We start from the raw sequence: 25,628 nt of genomic DNA, 5'->3' as shown, positions 1-25,628 counted from the left end.
ATGTAAGATCATATTTAATTTAAAATAAAAATTAAATAATAAATTAATTCAAGGAGTAATTTCTGATGAATAAATCATCGTTTCGTTTTTTATGGATTGGTCAATCTCTCGCAAATAGCGGAGATGTTTTTTATATGGTGGGTTTAATAGCGATAATATACGAATTAACAGGTTCTGTAACTTATATGGCTTTTGTACCTTTTTTTATAACAGCATCAAGGTTTGTAAGTGGCATCATCGCTCCTTTAATTATTGAACGAGTTAGCCTAAAGGCACTTTTAGCTTATTCCCAATTAGGTAAAACAATAGCTATAATTATACTTATAGGTTATATAGATGTTTTTTCTTCTATTAATACATCTGTTTTAATTTTTTTCTTTGTAATTACCATCTCCTTTTTAGACGGATGGGCAAATCCAGCGAGAAATGCATTTATTCCAATATTAGTCGAACAAAATGCTCTGGTGAAAGCTAATAGTTTACTTGCTATTCTTGATCAAACAATTCGTTTAGGCGGATGGGCAGTTGGAGGAATGCTTGTTGCTATTATAGGGGGAGTAAACGTTCTTTGGTTTACATTTTTCTTGTTTGTAACATCAACTTTTATGATGTTTTTAATTCCTAGTATTGATAGAAATATAGTGAGCGATGAACAGTCAATAAAACTATCAAATTGGGAAGTGTTAAAAAAAGGATGGGTAACTATTTGGCAAACACCCACCTTACGTACTATTAGTATCGTAGAATTTTTTGAATCGATTGCAAATGTGGTGTGGGTAGCTGCAATTATGTACGTGTATGTAGACCAAGTTTTGCAAACTGGAGAACAATGGTGGGGGTATATAAACGCGACTTTCTTCTCTGGATTAATGATAGGTGGGTTTTTAAGTTTAAAATGGTCACATTTAGTAGATAGACTTTCCAGTAAAGTTATTTTAGTTGGAGCTCTCTTAGCTAGTTTAACAACTCTAATGTTTGGTTTAACGTCGACTCCGTGGATGGCATTAGTATTATCCTTATTATTTGGTTTGGTAAATCAGATGAAGGATGTTGCTCAAGAGACATTAGTACAGAAGAGTGTGGTTCATAGACTTTTACCTAATATTTACTCAGCAAAAGACGCTTTAATAACGGCAATTTTCGGGGGTTCCTCGCTAATTTTAGGGAATTTGACCGACTTATTTGGTGTGAGATTCATATTTATGTTAGCTGCAACACTGCTTTTTATATCTTCGATTATTGTGATTATAAATAGAAAGGATATTTGAGTAATCTATATTAAATGAAAAGGAAAATACATTTATTATTCGTTTTACACCTAAATAAAATATCAAAATATAAACACACTTATAAGATTTTAAAAGGAGGAGTACTATGTTTAAAACAAAGATTAATGACAATTTAAGCCTTAAAATTTTAGAAGAAAGAGATACTCAAGCACTTTTTAATATAGTTGATAATTCAAGAGACTATCTAAATGAATGACTTCCCTTTGTAAAATTCACGAAAACAAGTGAAGATACTAAGCAATTTATAAAATCTGCGCTAAATCAATTTATAGAAAATGATGGGTTTCACTGTGGTATTTGGTACAACGAACAATTGATTGGTGTCATCGGATTACATTACATAAATTGGTTGAATGAAAAAACATCTATAGGCTATTATATTGATCAAAATTACGAAAATTTAGGAATAATGACAAAATGCACAAAATTTTTAATAGATTACTGTTTCAATGAAATAAATTTGAACAGAATTGAAATACAAACAGCGACTAAAAATATTAAAAGTCAAAAAATCCCCCGCAAATTAGGATTTAAACAAGAAGGCATTTTAAGAGAAGATGAAAAATTGAATGGAAAATTCGTTGATAGTTACGTGTTTAGCTTGCTTAAATCTGAATATAATAATTAAAAACTAAATTTTTCAGAAGATTATAGTTACCGAAGTTTACAAATAAAAACTTACATTTCAAACTCACGTTTTAAAACAAAGACAAATCAATTGTGATGTGAACCCCAAAAGTTGGACTTAAAAATCTAATTTTTAGGGGTGTTTTTTATAGATATTATATCTTTGAAACACTCTATTTCCATGAAACTTATCATTTAATTCTTTTTGAAATTTAGGGTATCTCTATTTGTTGACACAGTAAATATATTAATTTCATTTTCTTTTGAAAAAGGGCGATTTATTGTGCGATTTCTTACTCGGTAAAAAAGCACTAGACAAAAAATACAGGAAGAGGCTGTGTCCGTGGAAAGTGAGCATAAAAAAATGTCAACAAAGTCACAGAATTTGTTGACACTCTTAAAAGTTAGTTTGAAAACTAACTTTTTAAGTAAATGCGTTTAATAAATTTAATAGTTAATCCATATATATCCAGTAATGGGATGATTATTAAAAAATAATACTTTCCTCAACACTATTATTTTTACCAGCAAACTATTTTTTATCATAAAAATTTGCTGGTAATGTTTTTACAAAAGTAAATAAAACTATCGTCTGCAACGTTACCATGATTAATAAACCCAATCTTATATAAGGATGATCTATCATGAAAATTGAAAAGCCGATAACTATATAAAGACTTAACAAAAGTTTGAACTTATCCTTCAATGTATAGCCTTTGTTTTCTTTAAAGCTCTCAACATAATTAACATAAACCTTTGTTTGTACTAACCATTTTTCAAATTTATCAGAGCTTTTAGAAAAACAAAGTACTGCAACTAATAAAAATGGCGTAGTTGGTAACAAAGGTAATAACACGCCAGCAAAACCAATGACTGTAAATAACACACCAATAATAATTAAAAAATATTTCAAAAAAACACTCCTATTGATAGCTATTATCAATAATAAACTAATTCATCACTATAGTAAATAACATAACATTTTACAGGATAGTTTTTATTTTGGTTGTTAATTTAGACATTTGTTGTAGGTAATGGAAATTCTTATTTTGCTTGTGTTTCATTTTCATTAATTACTTGTTTGTATAAATCTGGATAATTCGTAAAGACGCCATTTACGCCATATTCATTGAGTCGTTGCATGTCTGCTTTTTCATTAACAGTAAACGGATGAACTAAGAGACCTGCTTTTTTGAGATTATGCACATTTTGTTTTGTTAAATCTGTATGTTCAGGTCCTACGCCGACTGCATATTGTTTGATCGCATTAAAGTCTTGTTGTGTCATACTAGGTAATTCACCCTTATCTAATAAGCGTACAAGCGGTATGTTAGGGTTAAGGTTTTGTAGCTTTAATAAACTTTCTTGTGAAAAGGATTGAAGCATAACATGTCCATTTTCAAGCGAATCACTATTTAATAAATTGTGTTTATTTAATGTATCTAGAAGTTTTTCTTCCATGCCAGGATAAACATCAGGCGATTTTGTTTCAATATAATAATTGGCACCTGAACCATAGCGTTGGAAAATTTCATCTAATGTCGGTACTTGGACACCTTCATAGTTTGAATTTGCATATTGAGGATTTTCCGCATTAAATTTACTTCCTGCATCTAATTGTTTCAGTTCTTTAAGTGTATATTGATCGACTCTACCTGTACCATTCGTTGTTCTATCAACAGTTTCATCATGCATTGCGACGAGGTGACCATCTTTAGTCATTTGTAAATCAATTTCTATATATGATGCGCCTATGGCATTGTGACTCTTATCGTAAGCCGCTAGGGTATGCTCTGGTGCGTAGCCACTTGCGCCTCTGTGAGCGATTGTTGTGAATTTTTCACCTGTTAAATTATGTAATTCGTTCTGCTTATTATTTATACCGTTTGAATGAGCGCTTTGTTGTGAATGAGAAGCGTTCTGATTTTCCATCTGACTGCCTTTACCACTTGCGTGAATCTCTGGAGATGCACCGAGACTCAATAATGATGTTACTGCAATACTTGAAATGATAAATTTACTGACGTGTTTCATAATGTTGTCACTCCTTAATCTGAACTGTAATTTCATAGTACAAAATAAAATCAGAAATAAGAATAGGATTTACAACATATTTATTCAAACTAAATAATGTTAAACATATAATTACAATTTATATCAAAAAATTACAAATAAAAGAACGACACTATACCTTGAATGGCTAATACAAGCTGTTTTCTCAAGAGTTGTGGCTATTTGAAGATATATTAACTAGCAATACTGTCATTGCGTCACAGAGTGCTATATATGTCTTTATAATTTAGGATGATTTATTAAGGCGTTATGATTATATATATAACAAAAAGAACTGGAAGACCGCTTTTTTAAGCACGTTTTCCAGTTCTTTTTGCTAAAGTTGTTGCTTTATTATATTGATTTGTTGTTTTACTGCTTCTTGTCCCGTTGAACCATAACTGATTCTACGACTTACACAGTTTTCAGGTTTTAAGTAATCATAAATGTCCGATTCGATACTAGCATGCGCGTTTTGATATTCTTCTAACGGAACGTCTAGTAAATAAACGTTATGTTGTATAGACCAAAGCACAATTTTACCGACGATCTCATGTGCATTTCTAAATGGCACACCTTTGTTGACTAAGTAATCTGCAAGTTCTGTTGCATTTGAAAAATCATTGTAGACTGTTTCTTGTAAGTGATTCACATTCACAGTCATTGTATCGACCATGCCTTCGAAGATACGTAGAGAACCTTTAAGTGTATGCACAGCATCAAAGAGTCCTTCTTTATCTTCTTGCATATCTTTATTGTATGCTAAAGGCAAACCTTTAAGTGTCATAAGCATACTCATAAGATTACCTGTCGTACGTCCAACTTTACCTCTAATTAATTCTGCCATATCAGGATTTTTCTTCTGTGGCATGATAGAAGAACCAGTTGAAAATGCGTCGGATAAAGTTATGAAATTTGCTTCTGCTGATGACCAAAAAATAATTTCTTCAGCAAAACGAGAAAGGTGAACCATAGTTAATGAAATGTTGTGTAACGTTTCAACAATATAATCTCTATCACTTACAGCATCCATACTATTTTCATAAAGTGCGCTAAAGTTTAATAAAGATTGTGTTTCATGACGATCAATTGGATAAGTAGTACCACTTAATGCAGCTGCACCAAGAGGGGAGATGTCAATACGCTTTAAGCTATCTTGGAAACGTGATTTATCTCTTTCTAACATCCAATAATACGTCAATATATGATGTGCAAACGATATTGGTTGTGCTCTTTGTAAATGCGTATAACCAGGCATAATTGTATCAACATGTGCTTCAGCAACTTTTACAATAGTTTGTTGGAAAGCAGTGATAGATTCAATTAAGTAGTTAACTTCTTCTTTTGTATATAAATGCATATCAGTAGCGACTTGATCATTTCTACTACGGCCAGTGTGTAATCTGCCACCAGCATCACCGATACGTTTAATTAATTCATGTTCAATATTTAAGTGAATATCTTCTAAAGAAACGTCTAAGTTTAAATTACCTTGTTTATAATCAGCTAAAATAGCATTTAAGCCATCTATAATTTGTTCACAGTCTGAATCAGAAATAATACCTTGTTTGGCTAACATCGTTGCGTGAGCAATACTACCTTGGACATCGTATTCGATTAATGCTTTGTCAAAGTGGATAGAAGCATTGAATTCATCGACCCATGCTTCTGGTTGTTCACTAAATCTACCACCCCAAGCTTTACTGCTCATCGTTATATCCGCCATGTAACATAGAATTCACTTTAGTAGGTAGGCCAAAGATATCGATGAAACCAACTGCTGATTCTTGATTAAACGCGTCTTCTTTTGTATAAGTAGCTAATTTTTCATTATATAGTGTATGTGGCGATTTTCTGCCATTAACGATTGCATTACCTTTGTATAATTTAATACGTACATCACCTGTAACATATTGTTGCGTACTATCGACGAATACTTTTAAGCTATCTGTTAATGGAGAGAACCATAAGCCATTATAAATTTGTTCTGAGAATTGTTTTTCGATTACTGGTTTGAAATGTGCTACATCTTTTGTAAGGGTAATTGTTTCAAGTGCTTTGTGCGCTTTTACAATTACTTCAGCTGCAGGTGTTTCATAGACTTCTCTTGATTTAATACCTACAAGTCTATTTTCTACATGGTCAATTCTACCAATACCATGTTTACCAGCTAATTTATTTAAATATAAAATGAGTTCACTTAATTTATATGATTGACCGTCTAAAGCAGTAGGGATACCTTGCTCAAATGAAAGTACAATTTCATCTGATTCGTCAGGTGTATTTTCTATTGGATTAGTTAAGTCATATGCATCTTCTGGTGGTGTGGCATATGGATCTTCGAGAATACCACATTCGTTACTTCTACCCCATAAGTTTTGGTCTATTGAATAAGGTGAATCGTGTTGAATCGGTACTGGGATATTATGTTTAATTGCATAATCTATTTCTTCTTCACGGCTCCAAGCCCATTCTCTAACTGGAGCAAATACTTTTAGTTCTGGATCCAAAGCTTTAATTGCTACTTCAAAACGAACTTGGTCATTACCTTTACCAGTACAACCGTGTGCAATACCAACTGAATTTGTTTTGCTAGCAATTTCAACTAATTTTTTTGAAATTAAAGGTCTTGATAATGCAGATACTAATGGATAAGTACCTTCATACATTAAATTACCTTTAATTGCATATGATACGAAATCTTGACTGAATTCTTCAGTAGCATCAATAATGTGACATTCACTTGCCCCCATATCTAATGCTTTTTGATGAACGATGTCTAAATCCTTACCTTCACCTACGTCTAAACAACAAGCTACAACGTCGTAACCTTTATCTAATAACCATTTTACTGCAACACTTGTGTCTAAACCGCCTGAATATGCTAATACTATTTTCTCTTTCATAATTTCCACCTCTAATTGATATTTTAAAATTTGTTTTTTTATTTGATATTGAATAGTATAGCAGATGTTTATTGAAAATAAAACCACTTTTATACATAAATATGCAAAAATATTTGGATAGGCTTATTCATTAAAGGAAGTATTTATGTTACGAATATTGGAATAGTGTTGATTAAAGGATTATATCTATATGTATATAATAATGAATAAAAAAAGTGATACGCTAAAAATAATTAGCAAAATTGTCATAATTTATGACTGATTATAGGCTAGTTGTTTGAATAGTCAAAATAAACTTAGTAATATTATACTGAAACTAAAAACACTGGAGGCAATATCAAATGACTCATATTCAATTAGATTATGGTAAAACTTTAGAATTTTTTGGAGAACACGAACTACAACAACAAAAAGATATCGTTAAATCAATTCATAAAACAATTCATGAAGGAACAGGCGCTGGTAGTGATTTCTTAGGTTGGATAGACCTTCCTGTTGATTATGATAAAGAAGAGTTTTCACGTATTTTAGAAGCTTCTAAACGTGTTAAAGAAAATACAGATGTATTTGTAGTAATTGGTATCGGCGGTTCATATTTAGGTGCACGTGCAGCTATTGAAATGTTAACTTCTTCATTTAGAAATAGTGATGAATATCCAGAAATCGTATTTGTAGGTAATCATTTATCTTCAACATATACACAAGAGCTAATTGATTATTTAGATGGAAAAGATTTCTCAGTCAATGTAATTTCAAAATCTGGTACAACAACTGAACCAGCAGTCGCATTCAGATTGTTTAAACAATTACTTGAAAATAAATATGGCAAAGATGAAGCGAAAAAACGTATTTTTGCAACTACAGATAAAGAAAAAGGTGCATTAAAAGAATTAGCTACAAATGAAGGCTATGAAACATTTGTTGTACCTGACGATATTGGTGGTCGTTATTCAGTATTAACTGCAGTGGGCTTATTACCAATTGCAGTTGCTGGAATTGATATTAAAGCAATGATGGAAGGTGCAGCTAAAGCACGTGAAGAATTGTCATCAGAAAACATAGAAGACAATATTGCTTATCAATATGCAACTATCCGTAACGTTTTATATGCAAAAGGTTATGACACTGAAATGTTAATCAACTACGATCCTTCAATGCAATATTTCAATGAATGGTGGAAACAATTATTTGGCGAATCTGAAGGTAAAGACTTCAAAGGTATTTATCCTTCAAGTGCAAACTATACAACAGATTTACATTCTCTTGGCCAATATGTTCAAGAAGGACGTCGTTTCTTATTTGAAACAGTAGTAAAAGTAAATAATCCAAAACATAACATTACTATAGAAGAAGATAATGATAATTTAGATGGATTAAATTACTTAGCAGGTAAAACAATAGACGAAGTTAATACAAAAGCTTTTGAAGGTACACTATTAGCGCATACAGATGGTGGCGTTCCAAACATTGTTGTTGATATTCCTCGTTTAGATGAAGAAACATTTGGTTATATCGTTTACTTCTTCGAATTGGCTTGTACAATGAGTGGTTACCAATTAGGTGTGAATCCATTCAACCAACCAGGCGTTGAAGCATACAAACAAAATATGTTTGCTTTATTAGGTAAACCTGGATTTGAAGATAAAAAAGCAGAATTAGAAAAACGTTTATAATATAGAAACACTTGTTTCATTAAAATAGTGATTTAAGAAAAGACTCATTCCAAAGATAAATTTGGAATGAGTCTTTTCTGTATTGATAACGCTAAAGTGAATAATAATTAGCTATATTTTTTCAAGCACATTACGATTACTAATACTATAAGTCTCTGACATGATGCTTTCTTCATTCTCGAGACTGATTTATATTAAATCTAGTACTTTATAGTTTTAAAAACATGATATTACACTTATAATTATAATCAATAGAAATGATGGAGATGGGTTAGATGACAGAAGAACAAGTACAATATTGGTTTGATTTATTCGGAAACCTAGGATATATTGTAGGTTTTTTATTGCCATTTATTGAAGCTTTTATTCCTATTTTGCCAATCATTGTATTTGTCATTGTTAACGTTAATGCATATGGTTTTATAATCGGAACTTTATTGGCTTGGATGGGTACAGTGGCTGGTAGTTATATCGTGTTCCTATTTTTTAGAAGGCTTACGCATACACGTTATATGAAGAAAATACAACAACGTACCTCTGTTCAGAGATTGATACATTTCATTGATAGAAAAGGCGTTCTTCCAATTTTTATTTTAATGTGTTTTCCATTTACACCAAGTGCGCTAGTCAATATTGTCGCAAGTTTATCGCATATTAAAGCACATGCCTATTTGACCGTTCTTATAGCTTCAAAATTTGTAATGATTGGGCTTGTAGGTTGGTTGGGGAATGATATTACAACTTTATTCACAAGCCCTACAAGATTGATAACTATCATCATCGTCATTTTAATAGTATGGTTTGTAGGACGAAAAATCGAGAAACATTTTATGCATTCTTCAGAGGAGTGACAACGTGCGATTCATATTAAAACATTTGATTTCCATAATATTTGCGATTATTATTGTACTATTGATACAAGCGTTTGTAATTACAGGCGCCGTCATTAAAAATGATTGGATGGCTCCGAACCTTAAACAAGATGATCGAATTATTGTAAATAAGATTAAAACTACATTTAACATATTAGATAATAATGATATTATAATGTATCGTAAAGGCGATGAAATTCAATTCAGTAGAATTATTGGTAAACCTGGTCAATCTATTGCATATAAGAACGGGACGTTATACAGAGATGACAGGGCAGTGGATGAGCCTTATGCGAGTAATAGTATAAATGATTTATCACTTAGAAATATTCAGCAATCTGAAGGAGATATCATTCCACCGAATGCTTATTTTGTACTCAATGATAATCGTGAAAATAAACAAGATTCTAGAACGACTGGATTTATACAAAAAGAAGACATTATTGGAAATGTGAGTTTGAGGTATTTCCCATTTGAAAAATTCACAGTGAACTTTAATTAAATAGACGAGGTGTAAAAATTGAAAAAAGAGATATTGGAATGGATTGTGTCGATTGTCGTTGCAGTGGCATTGGTATTACTAATTGTAAATTTTGTGGCAAAACCATATACAGTTAAAGGTGACTCCATGGATCCTACGCTAAAAGACGGCGAACGTGTCATGGTCAATTTATTTGGTTATAAATTTGGCGATATAAAAAACGGTAATGTCATTGTCTTTCATGCAAATAAAGAAAGCGACTATGTTAAACGTGTTATCGGAACTGCTGGCGATAATATTGAATACAAAAAAGACAAATTGTTTGTTAATGGTAAAGAAGTAGAAGAACCATATTTAGATTCAAACAAAAAAAATAAACAATATGAATATATTACAGGCAGCTTTGAAACAAAAGATTTAAACCAAGTAGATGGGAAAAATAAAATTCCTGAAGACAAGCTACTTGTGCTCGGTGATAATCGTGAAGTAAGTAAAGATAGCCGCTCATTTGGTTTAATAGACGAAGATCAAGTGGTTGGTAAAGTAGCATTTAGTTTCTGGCCACTTAATGAAATGAAATTTGGATTTGATCCTGATACAGATCAAGATAAATAATAACTGAATTTAAGATATAGTTACCTAATATTATAAGAGAAGTGTTAATCTGTTAATTTAATGGATTAGCACTTTTTCTATACAAAAATCTATGAAATTAAATAATTTTTATTAATCAGCGTAGAGGTAATTTAAATCAGAGATCGTTACGGAATTTAAAAAAACATATGAAGGGGTATTTTTTATAAAGAACTGATTCAAATACTTAAAATAGTTGAATCAGTCAGATGAAAGATTCGTAAAGAAGAACCTTTTCTATGTTAAAATGTGAGTCAAAGGAGTGGAAGTTTGCCATGGAATTAAATGCTTATATTGGAAGAGCAGGAACAGGGAAGTCACATGAAATCATTGAAGAAATTAAAAGTAAAATGAAACAAGATCCACTAGGCGATCCCATTGTATTAATTGCTCCTACGCAAAATACTTTTCAACTCGAACAAGCATTTGTAAACGATCCTGAACTAAGTGGTAGTCTTAGAACAGAAGTGCTACACTTTGAACGTTTGAGTTACCGTGTGTTTCAAGAAGTCGGTGGCTTGATGGAACAACAGTTATCAAAAGCAGGTACAGAGATGATGATTTATGATATCATCCAACAACATCAAACAGAGTTGAAGCTCTATCGCTCTCAAGTTAAATACTATGGTTTTAGTGAAAAACTTTATGAACAAATACAAGATTTTAAAAAATATGCAGTTTCTCCAGAACAATTAGAGGAATATATAGCTGCAAATCACTTACAAACACGCACGAAACATAAATTGCAAGACATCGCGCTTATTTATAAGCATTTAGAAGATAGAATAAATGGTGAATATGTGTCAACTGAGGATTCTCTTCAACGTTTTATAACGATGATGGATCAATCTGAGTGGTTGAAGCGAGCCGAAATATATATCGATGGTTTTCATAACTTTTCGACGTTAGAATATCAAATTATTCGTAGCTTAGTAAGTTATGCGAAAAAGGTTACCGTAGTATTAACTACAGACGGGGACAAAGATACGTTTAGTTTATTTAGAAAACCATCTGAATCTTTAACGCATATTGAAGACATCGCGAATGATTTGAATATTAAGGTCAACACTAAACGTTTTAATGAAACAAATCGGTTTAATAATAGTGATTTAAAACATTTAGAGCATAACTTTAACGCATTACAATTTGAGCCAATCTCGGCACAAGGCAATATTGAAATTTTAGAGGCATCTGTAATGCGCGAAGAAATTAATGAAGTAGCTCGTCGTATTTTGAGAGAAAATCGCGAACAAGGTAGACGTTTTCAAGATATCGCAATTTTGTATAGAGATGAGTCTTATGCATATTTAATGGAATCGATATTACCGCAATACGATATTCCATACAATATAGATATTAAAGAATCTATGACGCATCACCCAGTAATGGAAATGATGCGCTCACTTATTGAAGTCATACAAACAAATTGGAATTTTGATCCACTTATGCGTCTGTTTAAGACAAATATACTTTCTAAAAAGTTTAAAGATAGTCATTATCTTATTGATATTTTAGAAAACTTTGTACTGGAACGTGGAATTTATGGCAAACGCTGGATTGATGAAAAATATTTCCATGTTGAACAATTTAGAAAAATGGGATTAAAGCGCCAGCCATTAACTGATGAAGAACGTGAAACGTTTGAACGTGTAATTCAAATGAAAACAGATGTGATTGATAAAGTGATGATGTTTGAATCGAAAATGAATAATGCTACAACTGCAATTGAATTTGCGACAGCCTTTTATGAAGCTATAGAAACATTCGATTTACCTAGTCAATTGATGACAGACCGAGACACATTAGATGTTGAGGGCGAACATAAAAAAGCAGAAGAAATTGACCAGATATGGAATGGTTTTATTCAAACATTGGATGATTTAGTTACTGTTTTTGGCGAACAGACTATGACTCAAACACGTTTTTTAGAATTGTTTGATATTGGCTTAGAGCAATTAGAATTTGTGATGATACCGCAAACGATTGATCAAGTGAGTATAGGGACGATGGATTTAGCTAAAGTTGATAACAAAGCACATGTATACCTTGTCGGTGTAAATGATGGGGTCATGCCACAAACCGTTGCATCATCGAGTTTGATTACAGACGACGAAAAGAAATACTTCCAAGAACAGTCAACGATAGAATTGAGCCCTACAGCAGATATATTACAAATGGATGAAGCGTTTGTGTGCTACATTGCTATGACAAGAAGCCGTATAGCTGTTACATTTTCTTATTCTTTGATGGGAACAAGCGGAGATGAAAAAGAACCGAGCCCATTTTTAAATCAAATTCAACAGTTATATACAAATCTAGATATTCAAAATATTCATCATCAACATCAAGCTAATCCATTATCACTAATGGAACATCCACATCAAACTAAAATTGCATTATTTGAATCGTTAAAAGCATGGTTAGATGATGAGATTGTGGCTGATACATGGTTAGACACATATCAAGTGATGAGAGACGATGACAATTTAAATGATGGTTTGAGTTACTTATTATCGGCATTAACGTATGATAATGAAACGGTCCAATTAAGTGAATCATTGTCTTCAGATTTATATGGAAAGACGATTAATGCAAGTGTATCCAGATTTGAAGGATATCAAGCTTGTCCATTTAAACATTTTGCCTCACATGGTTTACGACTTAACGAACGTACAAAATACAAACTTGAAAATTTTGATTTAGGTGATATTTTTCACCAAGTGTTGAAATTCATTTCAGAAAAAGTGAATGGTGACTTTAAAAACTTAAATACGAAACAAATTCATAAATTAACATTAGAAGCTTTATCTGAAATATTACCTGAAGTTCAATTTAACTTGTTGAATTCAACGGCTTACTATCGTTATTTATCACAACGAATCGGCGCTATTGTTGAGACCACTTTGACTGCGCTCAAATATCAAGGTAGTCACACAAAATTCACGCCACAACGTTTCGAAGCAGGATTTAGAAGAAAACCGCGTGATAATAGTGAATTGTTAGCTGAGCCATTGAAGACAACACAAGGCGTTCCAATCAATATTCGTGGACAAATTGATCGTATAGATACATATCAGCAAGGTGATCAAAGTTTTGTGAATATTATTGATTATAAGTCTTCAAAATATAGTGGGACACTAGATTTGACTAAAGTCTATTATGGTATGCAAATGCAAATGATGACGTATATGGATATTGTGTTACAAAATAAATCACGTCTTGGTTTAACAGAGATGACTAAACCAGGAGGACTTTTATATTTTCATGTTCATGAACCGCGTATTAAATTAGCGTGGAACCAATTAAATGAAGATAAAAGAGATACGGAGTTTATTAATTCGTTTAAATTAAGTGGGTTATTAAATAGTGATGAATCAGTATTAGATGCTTTTGATACAAGATTAGAGCCAAGTTATAATTCTGATATTGTACCACTTGGATTGAAAAAAGATGGCGGAATTAAAAGTAACAGTAAAGTTGCAGATGAAGAAACAATTTATAAATTAATAAAGCATAATAAAAAGAATTTTATTGAAACTGCCTCCAGTATTATGGATGGTCATACAGAAGTTGCACCAATGAAATATAATCAAACATTACCTTGTGAATTTTGTAATTATAAATCTGTATGTCATGTAGATGGTGCTATTGATAGCAAACGTTATCGTACTGTAGACGAGTCGATTAATCCGTTAGAAGCAGTGCAAAATGTGGAGTTAGAAAGTGAGGAAGATGAATTATGAGTCAAATTCCAGCAAAGCCAGCTGATACAAGATGGACTGATAACCAATGGAAAAGTATTTATGCCAAAGGACAAGATGTACTTGTAGCTGCGGCTGCAGGATCAGGCAAAACAGCTGTTTTAGTTGAGCGCATTATTCAGCGGATTATCAAAGATGAAATAGATGTTGACCGCTTACTTGTAGTGACTTTTACAAACGCAAGTGCACGTGAAATGAAACATCGTGTAGATCAACGTATTCAAGAAGCATCTATGGCATCACCTGATAATGCACATTTGAAAAATCAGCGGATCAAAATTCACCAAGCACAAATTTCTACACTCCATAGTTTTTGTTTGAAATTAATACAACACCATTACGATGTTTTAGATATTGATCCAAACTTTAGAACAAGTAGTGAAGCGGAAAATATTTTATTGCTTGAACAAACGATTGATGAAGTATTGGAAAGTCATTATGATGTGTTAGACCCAAGTTTCGTAGATTTGACTGAACAATTATCGTCTGATCGAAATGATGATCAATTACGGAATACGATTAAACAAATGTTTTATTTTAGTGTGGCGAATCCCAATCCTTTAACTTGGCTGCAAAATTTAGCAGACCCTTATTACAATGCTGAGCAACAAGATGATTTACTACAATTATTGAATGAAGTAGCAATGATTTTTATGAATTCAGCATTAGAAGCGTTGAATAAAAGTTATGACTTATTCATGATGCTAGAAGAAGTAGATAAACAAGTAGCTGTATTAGATAAGGAACGACACTTTTTAAATCAAGCGATGGAAGGCGGTCAATTGAATACGCAAGTCATTGCTGAACACCAATTTGAAGCGCGTTTCCCAGCTAAAAATAAGAAGATTAAAGAAGCGAATGAGATGATGCTTGATGCGTATGATGATGGTAAAAAACACTATGATCAATATAAAGCATTGGTCTCAAAAGTTCAGGAAGATTATTTTTCACGTGAAGCAGAAGAATTGAAGCTTGATATGCAGCGCTTAGCACCGAGAGTATCATATCTAACGCAAGTGACAGCAGATGTAATAAAGCAATTTAATTCGAAAAAAAGAAGTAGAAATCTCTTGGATTTTTCTGATTATGAACATTTTGCGTTACGCGTATTAATGAATGATGACGGTACGCCTTCAGAAATTGCGGACATGTACCGTCAACAATTTGAAGAAATTCTTGTTGATGAATATCAAGATACGAATAGAGTTCAAGAGAAAATATTATCATGTATTAAACGAGGTAACGAGTCAGACGGCAACTTATTCATGGTAGGTGACGTGAAACAGTCTATCTATAAATTTAGACAGGCAGATCCAAGTTTATTTATAGGAAAATATAATCGTTTTTCATTAGATGGCTTAGAAAATGGTATGAGAATTGATTTGTCACAAAACTTTCGTTCAAGAGAAGAAGTACTAACAACAACGAATTATTTATTCAAACATATGATGGATGAAGCAGTAGGAGAAATTGTATATGACGATGCTGCACAATTGTATTATGGTGCTCCTTATGATGATAAGCCTCATGATGTTCAGATGAATATGTTGATAGAAGATGCTGAGTCAGATTTAAAAGGCGCAGAGCAAGAAGCTGAATATATCGTACAACAAGTTGAAGAAATAATGGATAAACATGAAATATATGATATGAAATTAGATGAATATCGTAAACCAAGCTATAAAGATATTGTCATACTTGAACGTTCATATGGTCAAGCACGTAAGATTCAACAGGCGTTTAAAGATCACAATATACCGTTCCATGTGAATAGTAAAGAAGGGTATTTTGAACAAGTAGAAATACGATTGATATTATCCTTTTTAAGAACAGTTGATAATCCGTTACAAGATATCTATTTAGTAGGGTTAATGCGTTCTGTGATTTATCAATTTACTGAAGATGAATTATCTAATATTCGCGTATTTAGTCCTAACGATGATTATTTTTATCAATCAATTAAAAATTATATGCTGAATGATGTTGCAAATAAAAAATTAGTGAAAAAATTAGATGCATTTCTAAAAGATATAGAGATGTATCAACATTATAGCCAAAGCCATCCGGTTTATCAGCTAATAGATAAGTTTTATAATGAGCATTATGTGATTCAATATTTCAGTGGTATTGTTGGAGGCAAAGGGCGTCGCGCCAATTTATATGGATTATTTAATAAAGCAGTAGAATTTGAGAATTCTAGTTTCCGTGGTTTATATCAATTTATCCGCTTTATAGATGAATTAATAGAACGTGGCAAAGATTTTGGAGAAGAAAACGTTATCGGTCCAAATGATGATGTGGTTAGAATGATGACGATTCATAGTAGTAAAGGGTTAGAATTTCCTTTTGTAATATATTCGGGGTTATCTCGTAAATTCAGAAGAGATGATTTACATAAACCAGTGATCTTAAATCAAACTTACGGTTTAGGAATGACTTATTACGATGTGGAAAGTAACTTATCGTATCCTTCGCTATCTTCCGTTACGTATAAAGCCATTGCAGAAAAAGAAATGGTCTCTGAAGAGATGAGACTCATATACGTTGCGCTCACACGTGCAAAAGAACAATTATTTTTAATAGGACGTGTTAAAGATGAGAAGGAATTAGCTCAGTTTGAACAAGTTTCTGTGTCGGATACTCATTTGCCTGTAAGTTATCGACTAACTGCGCAAAGACCGATTGATATGATTTATCCAATATTGTCTAAATATCAGTCATCTGCTTTACCGAATGAATTGCGTTTTGAACGCTCGATTGGTGACATCGATGCAACGATGAAACCCTATGTTCAATTAAATATAGATTTTTATCAAGATATTGCATCAGAAGCGGTAGTTGAAGAAAGTGAACGACGCACGATAGAAGATATTGAGACGCTGAATACGAATGATGAAGCAATTAAATCACAAATTCATCAACAGCTGAGCTATACGTATCCTTATCAAGACGTTGTCGATAAACCTTCAAAGCAGTCTGTATCTGAATTAAAACGTCAACTAGACACGGAACAAGCAGATACAAATTATGATAGAGTAAGACAATATCGTATAGGAACATCGTCTTATGAAAGACCTGGCTTTTTAAGTCATAGCTCTAAAAGGAAAGCAAATGAAGTTGGTACATTGATGCATACAGTGATGCAACACCTACCATTTAAACGCGATGGTCTATCACAACGTGAATTACATGCACATATTGATCAAATGATTGAAAAACACATCATACCGGAAGATGCGAAAGACGATATTCGCTATGAGGATATCTACACATTTATTAGTAGTGAACTATACACAACCATCGCCTCTAGTGATGCAATATATCGTGAATTACCATTCGTCGTGAATCAATCCAATGTGGATCATTTAAAAACCGATGACGAAGATGCTTCAATCATTCAAGGTATGATTGATCTTATATTTTTAAAAGATGACCAATATTATTTTGTAGATTATAAGACAGACGCATTTAATAGACGCCGGAACATGTCAGATGAAGAAATTGGTGCTCAATTGAGAGCGCGTTATAAGATACAGATGGAATATTACCGCACCACATTAGAAACAATATTAAAAACCGAAGTTAAAGGATATTTATATTTCTTTAAATTTGGACAACTTTCAATTGATACTTAAATTTCCAAAAAGAGGTGCTATATTGTGTCACCGCAACGCAGATTATTTGAATTAGATGCATTACGTGGTTTTAGTTTGTTTGGCATCATATTAATGAATATTTTAGTTTTTAGTTTTCCTTATGAGGAAACTTATCTACCTGGAGTATTAAATGGTGCCAATGAAGGGCTATTCCGCATTGTTACACTTTTTGTTATCAGTTCATTTTATCCAATATTTACAATGTTATTTGGATATGGATTAAGCATAATGTATGAAAATAGTAAACGTAGAGGGATGTCATATTATCCTTTTATATATCGAAGATTAGTAGTTTTACTTATTTTTGGTGTACTACATGGCTATTTTTTATTTAATGGAGATATTTTATTTGGATATGGTTTTACCGGAATGATTGCAGTTTTATTTATCAAATTGAAACCTAAGACTTTAATTAAATCAGCTGCTGGCTTATTTATAATGAAAATTGTCATATTGGTTATTCCAATTTCTTTAGCATATTGGAATAAAGGTCGCCATGAAGCAAGTAATTATTCAGGTAAGTCACTTGCGCAATTGGTTGATATCAAACAAAATGGTCATTACTTTGAATTCTTACAAGTAAATGGATTGGAAAGTAAGTATAGTGTTATAGATATTGTTACAAGAGCTGCATATCTTGATCTTTTACCTTACATACTTATAGGTATTGCCGCACAAAAATTAAGTTTGATAACTAAGATTCAAAACAACCCACGTAGTGCCATGACATGGGGGAGCACTTTATTTATTATCGGTTATTTTATTAAACTTCCATTTGCCTTAGATTATGCAAACAATACGTTTTCAGTCATAAGTTCAATGGTAGGTGGGCCGATTCTTGCGATGGGATACATCTTGATCTTTGTTCGTTTATGTCAATATGCCAAAGCTGCGAAGGTACTAGACATTTTTAAATATCCTGGAAAACTTAGTTTATCAGTTTATATATCCCAAAGTATCATTTTCACATTCATTTATTATGATATAGGCTTAAGTTTATACAACAAGTTACCGCTCTATCAATCTTATATTATCGTAGTAGTTGTATATAGTTTGCAACTTTTAGCTTGTTATTATTATTTGAAATTCTTTAAGTATGGACCCATCGAGTGGTTATGGCGGAAAATTACTTACTTAAAATAAGACGCATTAGACATAAAACAATAGAATTTTGAAAATTCTAGTTATTTATTTGTTATTTAGTAGTAAATATAGTTATAATATGTAATAAGATATAGATGAGGAGCTGATATTGAATGAAATTCCTATCATTCAGACATGAAGGACAGACATCATATGGTGTGAAAGTAAAACGTGAAGAAGCTGCGTGGGACTTACAAAAAGTTTTTGCAGATTTTTCGGAGGGTGCGTTCCATCCTAAAACGTTATTAGACGGCCTTCAACAAAACCAAGTCGTAGATTTTCAAGAAGAAGTTCGTAAAGCAGTTGTTGCTGCAGAAGATAGTGGTAAAGGCGAAGATTATAAAGTACAATTTGCTGACATTGAATTTTTACCACCAGTAACACCAACTAATAATGTCATTGCCTTTGGACGTAATTATCAAGATCATGCTAACGAATTAAATCACGAAGTTCAACGCTTGTACGTATTTACTAAAGCCGCTTCTTCATTAACTGGAGATAATAGTACAATTCCTAATCATAAAGATATTACAGATCAATTAGATTATGAAGGTGAATTAGGTATTGTTATTGGAAAATCTGGTGAAAAAATACCAAAAGGCTTAGCATTAGATTACATTTATGGTTATACAATTATTAATGATGTTACAGACCGTAAAGCTCAAGATGCACAAGATCAAGCATTCTTATCTAAAAGTTTAACTGGAGGATGCCCCGTTGGACCTTACATCGTAACTAAAGATGAATTACCTACACCTGAAGACGTGAATATTGTTACAAAAGTAAACAATGATATTCGTCAAGATGGTAATACGAGTGCAATGATTCTTAAAATAGATGAATTAATTGAAGAAATTTCTAAATATGTTGCTTTACATCCAGGTGATATTATTGCAACTGGCACACCTGCTGGCGTAGGTGCAGGAATGAAACCTCCGCAATTTTTACAACCAGGTGATGAAGTTAAAGTTACAATTGATAATATTGGTACACTGACTAATTTTATCGCAGAAAAATAAACGATAGATATATTAACCGGGCTGACATATGTGATGCCCGGTTTTAATATGCGAAAAATAGAATTAACATTGCAATAACCGGCATATTCAAATAAAATAAGTAGTGCAGAATTTCTTTTTTGAAAAATATACTTATTTTGAGTATGATTAAGAAAGGCACTTTTTATTTTACTAATTAAAAGGTGCAACATACTTCTGTTTTACATATTATTGAAGTAAAAATTGTGTGGGGGTTATATATTATGTTACACATGCATATTGCAAGTTGGGTGTTATTAGTAATCTTGTTCTTTGCTGCTTATTTTAATTTTTCAGTAAAACAAGGCGCATCACCTTACTTTAAACCAATTCATATGCTCTTAAGAGTGTTTATGGTATTAGTTTTAATTTCAGGTTTTTGGACATGGATTCAAGCATTCTCATCTGGTAACGCTGGCGGGCATATGTTACTTACGTTGAAAATGATTGGTGGCGTAGCAGTAGTTGCACTTATGGAAGTGTCACTTGCAAAACGTAAAAAAGGTCAATCAAGTCATAGTTTATTGTGGACAACGATTATTGTTATTTTAATTACTATGCTTTTAGGTGTTATCTTGCCATGGGGACCAATTACGCAACTATTTGGTTTATAAAAAATTTAAAACATAAATCAAGTTTAATTAAAAAGGGATCTTCCAATTTTGGAAGGTCCCTTTTAGTTTGAATCACTAGTGCTATTTATTGCGTGCTTTGTAACCAATCATATTAATGATATCTTTAGGTCTACTATAGGGTGGGGCATAAGCAACTTCAAATTCTGTTAATTCGTCTATAGTTAATTTATGCATCATTGCCATAGACAGCACATCTATACGTTTGTCTGCACCTTTCTTTCCAACAGCAGCGGCACGTAAAATACGTCGGTTCGTTTTGTCAAAATGAATGCGTAAATGTAACTTTGTATTACCTGGATAATAACCTGCATGTTCTCCTTGTTTGGCGTCAACAGTTTCATAGTCGAAGTTCGAAAGTTCCTGTGGAGATACACCGACACTTGCAAAAGTATAATCGAAAAATTTTACAATATTTGAACCTAAGTAACCTTTAAATTGTATAGATGGGTCACCGGCTAATTGTTCTGCAATGATGCTTGCACCACGATGTGCACCCCAAGCTAACGGGATATGTGCATTTAAATCTACATGGCGATAATGTGAAGTGATAATATCACCTAAAGCATAGATATTAGGAATGTTAGTTTGAAATTGATCATTCACTGGCACATAGCTCTTGTCATCTAGAATGACATTGGATGACTCAATAAATGCTGAATTTGGTTTGACTCCGATACCTTCTATTATAAGGTCATAATCTTCGACTTTACCCGACTTAAAGTGAACTTCATTACCAATAACTTTGGATACTTGTTCATTTAAACGATAGTCTATATGTCTTTTTTCAATTTCATCGATAATTGGCTGATTCATGTCTTCGTCCATTAATTTGTTGAGATGTGTTGAGCGATGAACTAACGTAGGTGCGATACCTCTTTCATATAAATTATCTATAATTTCTAAACCAATATAGCCAGCGCCGATAACGAGCGCTTTTTTAACTTGGTTAGCTTCAATAAAGTCTTCAATTGCATCTGTATCTTCCATATTTCTTAAAGTGAATGTCATATCGCTATTTAAGTTTAACGTATTAGCACTACAGCCAGGGCTTAGAATTAATGTGTCATATCGTTCTTCAAAGGTTTTATCTTGGGTGTAATCGTAAACAGTTATGGTTTGTGAAGTATCATTGATTGAGGTTACTTCATGATAAGGTTTCACTACAATCTGTTTAGCGTCGTAAAATGATTCTGGTGTTGCTTCTAGTATTTGATCTCTTGATGCTACGACGTTTCCTAAATAATAAGGCAAGGCGCAGTTTGCAAAACTCATATCACGATCTTTCTCGAAGACAATGATTTCACTTTCTTGATCTAATCTTCTTATTTGGCTGGCGACAGTCGCACCACCAGCAACAGCACCAACGACTATGATCTTATTCATAATAAATTGCCTCCTAGTGAGTAATTCTCATACTAAATATAAGATTTTACAGTTACTTCATATGGAATGTTTAATTGGAAGTAATCATTTAAATAACGACCAATACCATCATTATTATTTGAATGCGTGACTTCATTCGCAATATGTTTTAACTCATCCAAGCCATTTTCCATTGCGATACCGTGTTTTGCGTATTTAATCATTTCTAAATCATTATCTTCATCACCGAATGCGATAATATGATTTCTATCAATATCTAAATGTGTTTTAACATAATCAATACCGCGTGCTTTGCTGATACCTTGTTTTACGATTTCTATAACTGGGAAAGGTGAACCCCATCTACGGTGTTCAATATTTTCTGCATAGAATCGTGTAAGCATTTGTTTAACTCTAGGAATCATAAATTCTTCTGCTTCTACTAAAATTGAAGTCGGTGATTCATTTAAACATGTAAGTAAATCGCCTGTTTCAATTTTTGGCGTACCCATGGAAAAACCATCGAATAATTTTTGATCATAGCTATTAAGAAATACATAATCTTTCACTTCTGCAATAATATTAGTAACGCCAAAATCATTTAAAGATTGAATAATATTTCGAGCTAAATCAAAATCTAGTCTTTCATGCATTGTTTCAAATTGATCATCTTTTGGATGATGTACAAATGCGCCGTTAAAGTTAACGACAGGTGTATTCATATTAAGTTCATGATAATAAATTTGGCTTGCTCTGTAAGGTCGACCAGTAGCAATCATTAATTTGTGACCTTGATTTTGTAAAGTTGTTAGTACTTCTTTGGTATATGGTGTGATCACTTTTTCATCGTTCAAAAGTGTTCCGTCTAAATCTAGACAAATTAAATAAGGTTTCATGTAAATCTCCTTAATCTTTGATAATTGATGTATAAATATCATAGCATTTTATTGGCGTTTTGTAAGATATTTGATATATTGTTAATAAGATTAAATACGAAGAGGTGAAATTTATGGAGGAAGATTTAAAAGATAGCATATTAGGTGCTTTAGAAATGGTAATTGACCCTGAGTTAGGTATTGATATTGTGAACTTAGGCTTAATATATAATGTGAATGTTGATGATGAAGGCTTATGCACAGTAGATATGACACTGACTTCTATGGGTTGTCCAATGGGACCGCAGATTATGAATCAAGTAAAAGAAGTATTAGCTGAAGTTCCGGAAGTTAAGGATACAGAGATTAATATCGTTTGGAGTCCACCATGGGGCAAAGATAAGATGTCTCGTTACGCTAAGATTGCTTTAGGCGTAAGCTAAGCTTTAATATGTAGAATGAAAACTAGTCTAGTAAGTACATTTTCAAATGTACTTTTACTTAGACTAGTTTTTTTGTCTTCTAAAATACAAGCAATTTAAAATGTTTAATTTTATATTGCTCAATTCATTAAAAGTATTGCAGTTATATTACAAAAGCATTACAATGACTTTTGTAATACGTTACTATACATACAGTCATTTATACATTTTAATGAAGAAAGTTTGAGATAAAATGAAAAATAATTTGAATCAGCGTAATGGTATACAACGGCATACGCGTTATATGCCAGGACTAGATGGATTGAGAGCAATATCAGTAATTGGAATTATCATATATCATTTAAATAAACAATGGTTATCTGGTGGTTTCATTGGTGTCGATACTTTTTTTGTTATATCAGGTTATCTAATAACGAGTTTATTGTTAAAAGAATATGAAGAAACAGGTATTATAAATTTGAAACAATTTTGGTTGCGTCGAGTTAAAAGACTTATACCTGCAGTTTTCGTATTAGTACTTGTAGTTACATTGGCTACACTTATCTTTAAACCTGAACATATTGTTAGCATAAAACATGATGCATTTGCGGCATTTCTTTATGTATCTAATTGGTGGTATATAGCAACAGATGTTAATTATTTTGAACAGTTTGCATTCATGCCACTTAAACATTTATGGTCGCTTGCGATTGAAGAACAATTCTACATATTTTTTCCGGTAATTTTGATAATGTTGCTTTTAACAATGAAAAAACGTCGTAATGTCATCTTGATTTTTTTAGCGACATCAATCATTTCTTTATTGACGATGGTCATTATTTCAGGGCCACATTCATCACATTCTCGTGTGTATTTTGGGACTGATACGAGACTACAGACAATGTTGTTAGGGGTAATCCTTGCATTTATTTGGCCTCCATTCAAACTAAAAAAAGACCCTAATATCATTTTGCGCAATATAATTGATAGTATAGGCATGTTCGCTTTACTAGGACTATTGTTAGTGTTTTTCAAAGTAAGTGATGATAGTAGTTGGATATATAATGGAGGATTCTATTTAATATCCACATTAACTTTATTTGTGATAATTAGCGTAGTACATCCATCTGGTTATTTCGCTAAAATTATTGGTAACCGTTTGTTTGTCTATATTGGCAAACGCTCGTATAGTTTATATTTATGGCATTTTCCAATTATTAGTTTTTTACATGCTTATTATGTAGACGGTCAAATACCTGTTTACGTTTATATTATAGACTTAACTTTCACAGCTATTTTCGCAGAATTATCTTATCGTTATATTGAGACACCGTTTAGGAAAAATGGTTTTAAAATATTTACGTTTAAAAAGCTTAATAAAGTTCGATTTATTAGAACTGTAATATTAACTCTTATTGTGATTCCAACGCTCTTCGTTTTTGTAGGCGCTTTTGATCATTTAGGTAAAGATACAGATTCAAATAAAAAGACGACTTTTAATACAGAAAAAATTGATAAAACTTTAGTGCATCCAATACCAGTAGATGATGTTAATTTCTTAGGTAATGCAAATTTTAAAAAGGATAAGGATAATAAAGTGTACACGGATTTAAAACCGTTGTTTATTGGTGATTCAGTTATGGTTGATATTGGTCAACATCTAAATTCGCGTGTGCCTAATGCTAAAATTGACGGTGAAGTTGGACGAAATTTATATGATGCTATACCGTTAGTGGAACGGCAATATAATAAAAAGTATGACCAAGTCATATTAGAATTAGGTACAAACGGTGATTTTTCTAAAGAACAATTAAATGAATTAATTGGTAAATTTGGTAGTGCTAAGTTTATTTAATAAACACACGAGTACCAAGAAATTATGAAAGTCACGTTAATGCGCTGATGAATGATGCAGCTAAAGAACATGATAATGTCATGCTCATCGATTGGTACAAACGTTCTGCAGGTCACTCTGAATACTTTGCACCAGATGGTATTCATTTAGAAAAGTCAGGTGTTGAAGCTATGACTGATGAAATATTAAAACATATAATTCCGAAAAAATGATGAATAAACAAGAAGTAATATGAGGAAGTGTATAATTAAAATAATAAAACGCCCTCAATTTTTGAGGACGTTCAGAATGTCGACAAAGTCTTACGCTTTGTCGATAATTTTTATGCATGCTTTCCAAGACTATAGCT

Annotated in this window: 17 protein-coding genes and 2 pseudogenes; 13 read left to right on the top strand and 6 right to left on the bottom strand. The window is 32.2% G+C overall.

Features of this window, described 5'->3' with window-relative positions; translation table 11 throughout:
- Positions 1 to 65: 65 nt before the first annotated feature.
- Positions 66 to 1,268 carry an MFS transporter gene (locus PYW44_RS09345; RefSeq protein ID WP_115076016.1) on the top strand — a complete coding sequence of 401 codons (1,203 nt, stop codon included), beginning with the start codon at positions 66 to 68 and terminating at the stop codon, positions 1,266 to 1,268.
- A gap of 106 nt (positions 1,269 to 1,374) precedes the next feature.
- Positions 1,375 to 1,917 (top strand): annotated as a pseudogene (locus tag PYW44_RS09340) (GNAT family N-acetyltransferase).
- A 531-nt stretch (positions 1,918 to 2,448) separates the two neighbouring features.
- On the opposite strand, the gene PYW44_RS09335 reads toward PYW44_RS09340, so the two are convergent.
- The 4 genes from PYW44_RS09335 to PYW44_RS09320 form a co-directional block, all read right to left on the bottom strand.
- Positions 2,449 to 2,829: a YbaN family protein gene (locus PYW44_RS09335; RefSeq protein WP_021339469.1), complete on the bottom strand. Its 381-nt coding sequence runs from the start codon at positions 2,827 to 2,829 to the stop codon at positions 2,449 to 2,451.
- Positions 2,830 to 2,960: 131 nt separating this feature from the next.
- Entirely contained in the window at positions 2,961 to 3,950 is a 990-nt protein-coding gene (locus PYW44_RS09330) for a glycerophosphodiester phosphodiesterase (RefSeq protein ID WP_021339470.1), read from the bottom strand.
- A 355-nt stretch (positions 3,951 to 4,305) separates the two neighbouring features.
- On the bottom strand, positions 4,306 to 5,679 hold the full coding sequence (argH, locus tag PYW44_RS09325; protein ID WP_069828075.1) for an argininosuccinate lyase: 1,374 nt from the start codon (positions 5,677 to 5,679) through the stop codon (positions 4,306 to 4,308).
- Complete coding sequence (locus tag PYW44_RS09320; RefSeq protein ID WP_021339472.1) at positions 5,669 to 6,874, bottom strand: argininosuccinate synthase; 1,206 nt, start codon at positions 6,872 to 6,874, stop codon at positions 5,669 to 5,671. Before PYW44_RS09320 ends, argH begins: the two co-directional genes overlap by 11 nt.
- A 341-nt stretch (positions 6,875 to 7,215) precedes the next feature.
- On the opposite strand from PYW44_RS09320, the gene PYW44_RS09315 reads away from it, so the two are divergent.
- From PYW44_RS09315 to PYW44_RS09275, 9 genes are all read left to right on the top strand, one after another.
- Positions 7,216 to 8,547 carry a glucose-6-phosphate isomerase gene (locus tag PYW44_RS09315; RefSeq protein WP_002508127.1) on the top strand — a complete coding sequence of 444 codons (1,332 nt, stop codon included), beginning with the start codon at positions 7,216 to 7,218 and terminating at the stop codon, positions 8,545 to 8,547.
- 275 nt (positions 8,548 to 8,822) lie between these two features.
- On the top strand, positions 8,823 to 9,398 hold the full coding sequence (locus PYW44_RS09310) for a TVP38/TMEM64 family protein (protein WP_002508126.1): 576 nt from the start codon (positions 8,823 to 8,825) through the stop codon (positions 9,396 to 9,398).
- A gap of 4 nt (positions 9,399 to 9,402) precedes the next feature.
- Positions 9,403 to 9,921, top strand: a complete 519-nt coding sequence (lepB, locus tag PYW44_RS09305; RefSeq protein WP_021339475.1) for a signal peptidase I — start codon at positions 9,403 to 9,405, stop codon at positions 9,919 to 9,921.
- An 18-nt stretch (positions 9,922 to 9,939) separates the two neighbouring features.
- Entirely contained in the window at positions 9,940 to 10,515 is a 576-nt protein-coding gene (gene lepB, locus PYW44_RS09300) for a signal peptidase I (protein ID WP_069828074.1), read from the top strand.
- A gap of 293 nt (positions 10,516 to 10,808) precedes the next feature.
- A complete protein-coding gene (addB, locus tag PYW44_RS09295) occupies positions 10,809 to 14,276 on the top strand; it encodes a helicase-exonuclease AddAB subunit AddB (protein WP_069819051.1) in 3,468 nt (1,155 codons plus the stop codon).
- Positions 14,270 to 17,929: a helicase-exonuclease AddAB subunit AddA gene (gene addA / locus PYW44_RS09290; RefSeq protein WP_172457967.1), complete on the top strand. Its 3,660-nt coding sequence runs from the start codon at positions 14,270 to 14,272 to the stop codon at positions 17,927 to 17,929. Before addB ends, addA begins: the two co-directional genes overlap by 7 nt.
- Positions 17,930 to 17,953: 24 nt before the next feature.
- A complete protein-coding gene (locus PYW44_RS09285; RefSeq protein WP_021339480.1) occupies positions 17,954 to 19,093 on the top strand; it encodes a DUF418 domain-containing protein in 1,140 nt (379 codons plus the stop codon).
- 113 nt (positions 19,094 to 19,206) lie between these two features.
- The gene (locus PYW44_RS09280) at positions 19,207 to 20,112 is read left to right on the top strand and encodes a fumarylacetoacetate hydrolase family protein (protein WP_069828072.1); all 906 of its coding nucleotides are present in this window, start codon (positions 19,207 to 19,209) and stop codon (positions 20,110 to 20,112) included.
- 242 nt (positions 20,113 to 20,354) lie between these two features.
- Positions 20,355 to 20,744 carry a YisL family protein gene (locus tag PYW44_RS09275; protein ID WP_065337634.1) on the top strand — a complete coding sequence of 130 codons (390 nt, stop codon included), beginning with the start codon at positions 20,355 to 20,357 and terminating at the stop codon, positions 20,742 to 20,744.
- A gap of 81 nt (positions 20,745 to 20,825) precedes the next feature.
- Here the strand turns inward: PYW44_RS09275 and PYW44_RS09270 are convergent, their stop codons facing one another.
- Positions 20,826 to 22,148 (bottom strand): CoA-disulfide reductase, encoded by a 1,323-nt coding sequence (locus PYW44_RS09270; protein ID WP_107520940.1) that lies wholly within the window; start codon positions 22,146 to 22,148, stop codon positions 20,826 to 20,828.
- A 32-nt stretch (positions 22,149 to 22,180) separates the two neighbouring features.
- A complete protein-coding gene (locus tag PYW44_RS09265; RefSeq protein ID WP_002508117.1) occupies positions 22,181 to 23,023 on the bottom strand; it encodes a Cof-type HAD-IIB family hydrolase in 843 nt (280 codons plus the stop codon).
- Between the two features lie 113 nt (positions 23,024 to 23,136).
- Here PYW44_RS09265 and PYW44_RS09260 point away from each other — a divergent pair, with 113 nt between their 5' ends.
- Positions 23,137 to 23,445: a metal-sulfur cluster assembly factor gene (locus PYW44_RS09260; RefSeq protein ID WP_002508116.1), complete on the top strand. Its 309-nt coding sequence runs from the start codon at positions 23,137 to 23,139 to the stop codon at positions 23,443 to 23,445.
- 232 nt (positions 23,446 to 23,677) lie between these two features.
- Positions 23,678 to 25,491: pseudogene (locus PYW44_RS09255) on the top strand (acyltransferase family protein).
- The last annotated feature ends 137 nt before the right edge of the window (positions 25,492 to 25,628 follow it).

The organism is Staphylococcus equorum (assembly GCF_029024965.1).
GTDB classification, from domain to species: Bacteria; Bacillota; Bacilli; order Staphylococcales; family Staphylococcaceae; genus Staphylococcus; species Staphylococcus equorum.
This window is presented reverse-complemented; position numbering and strand designations above follow the sequence as displayed.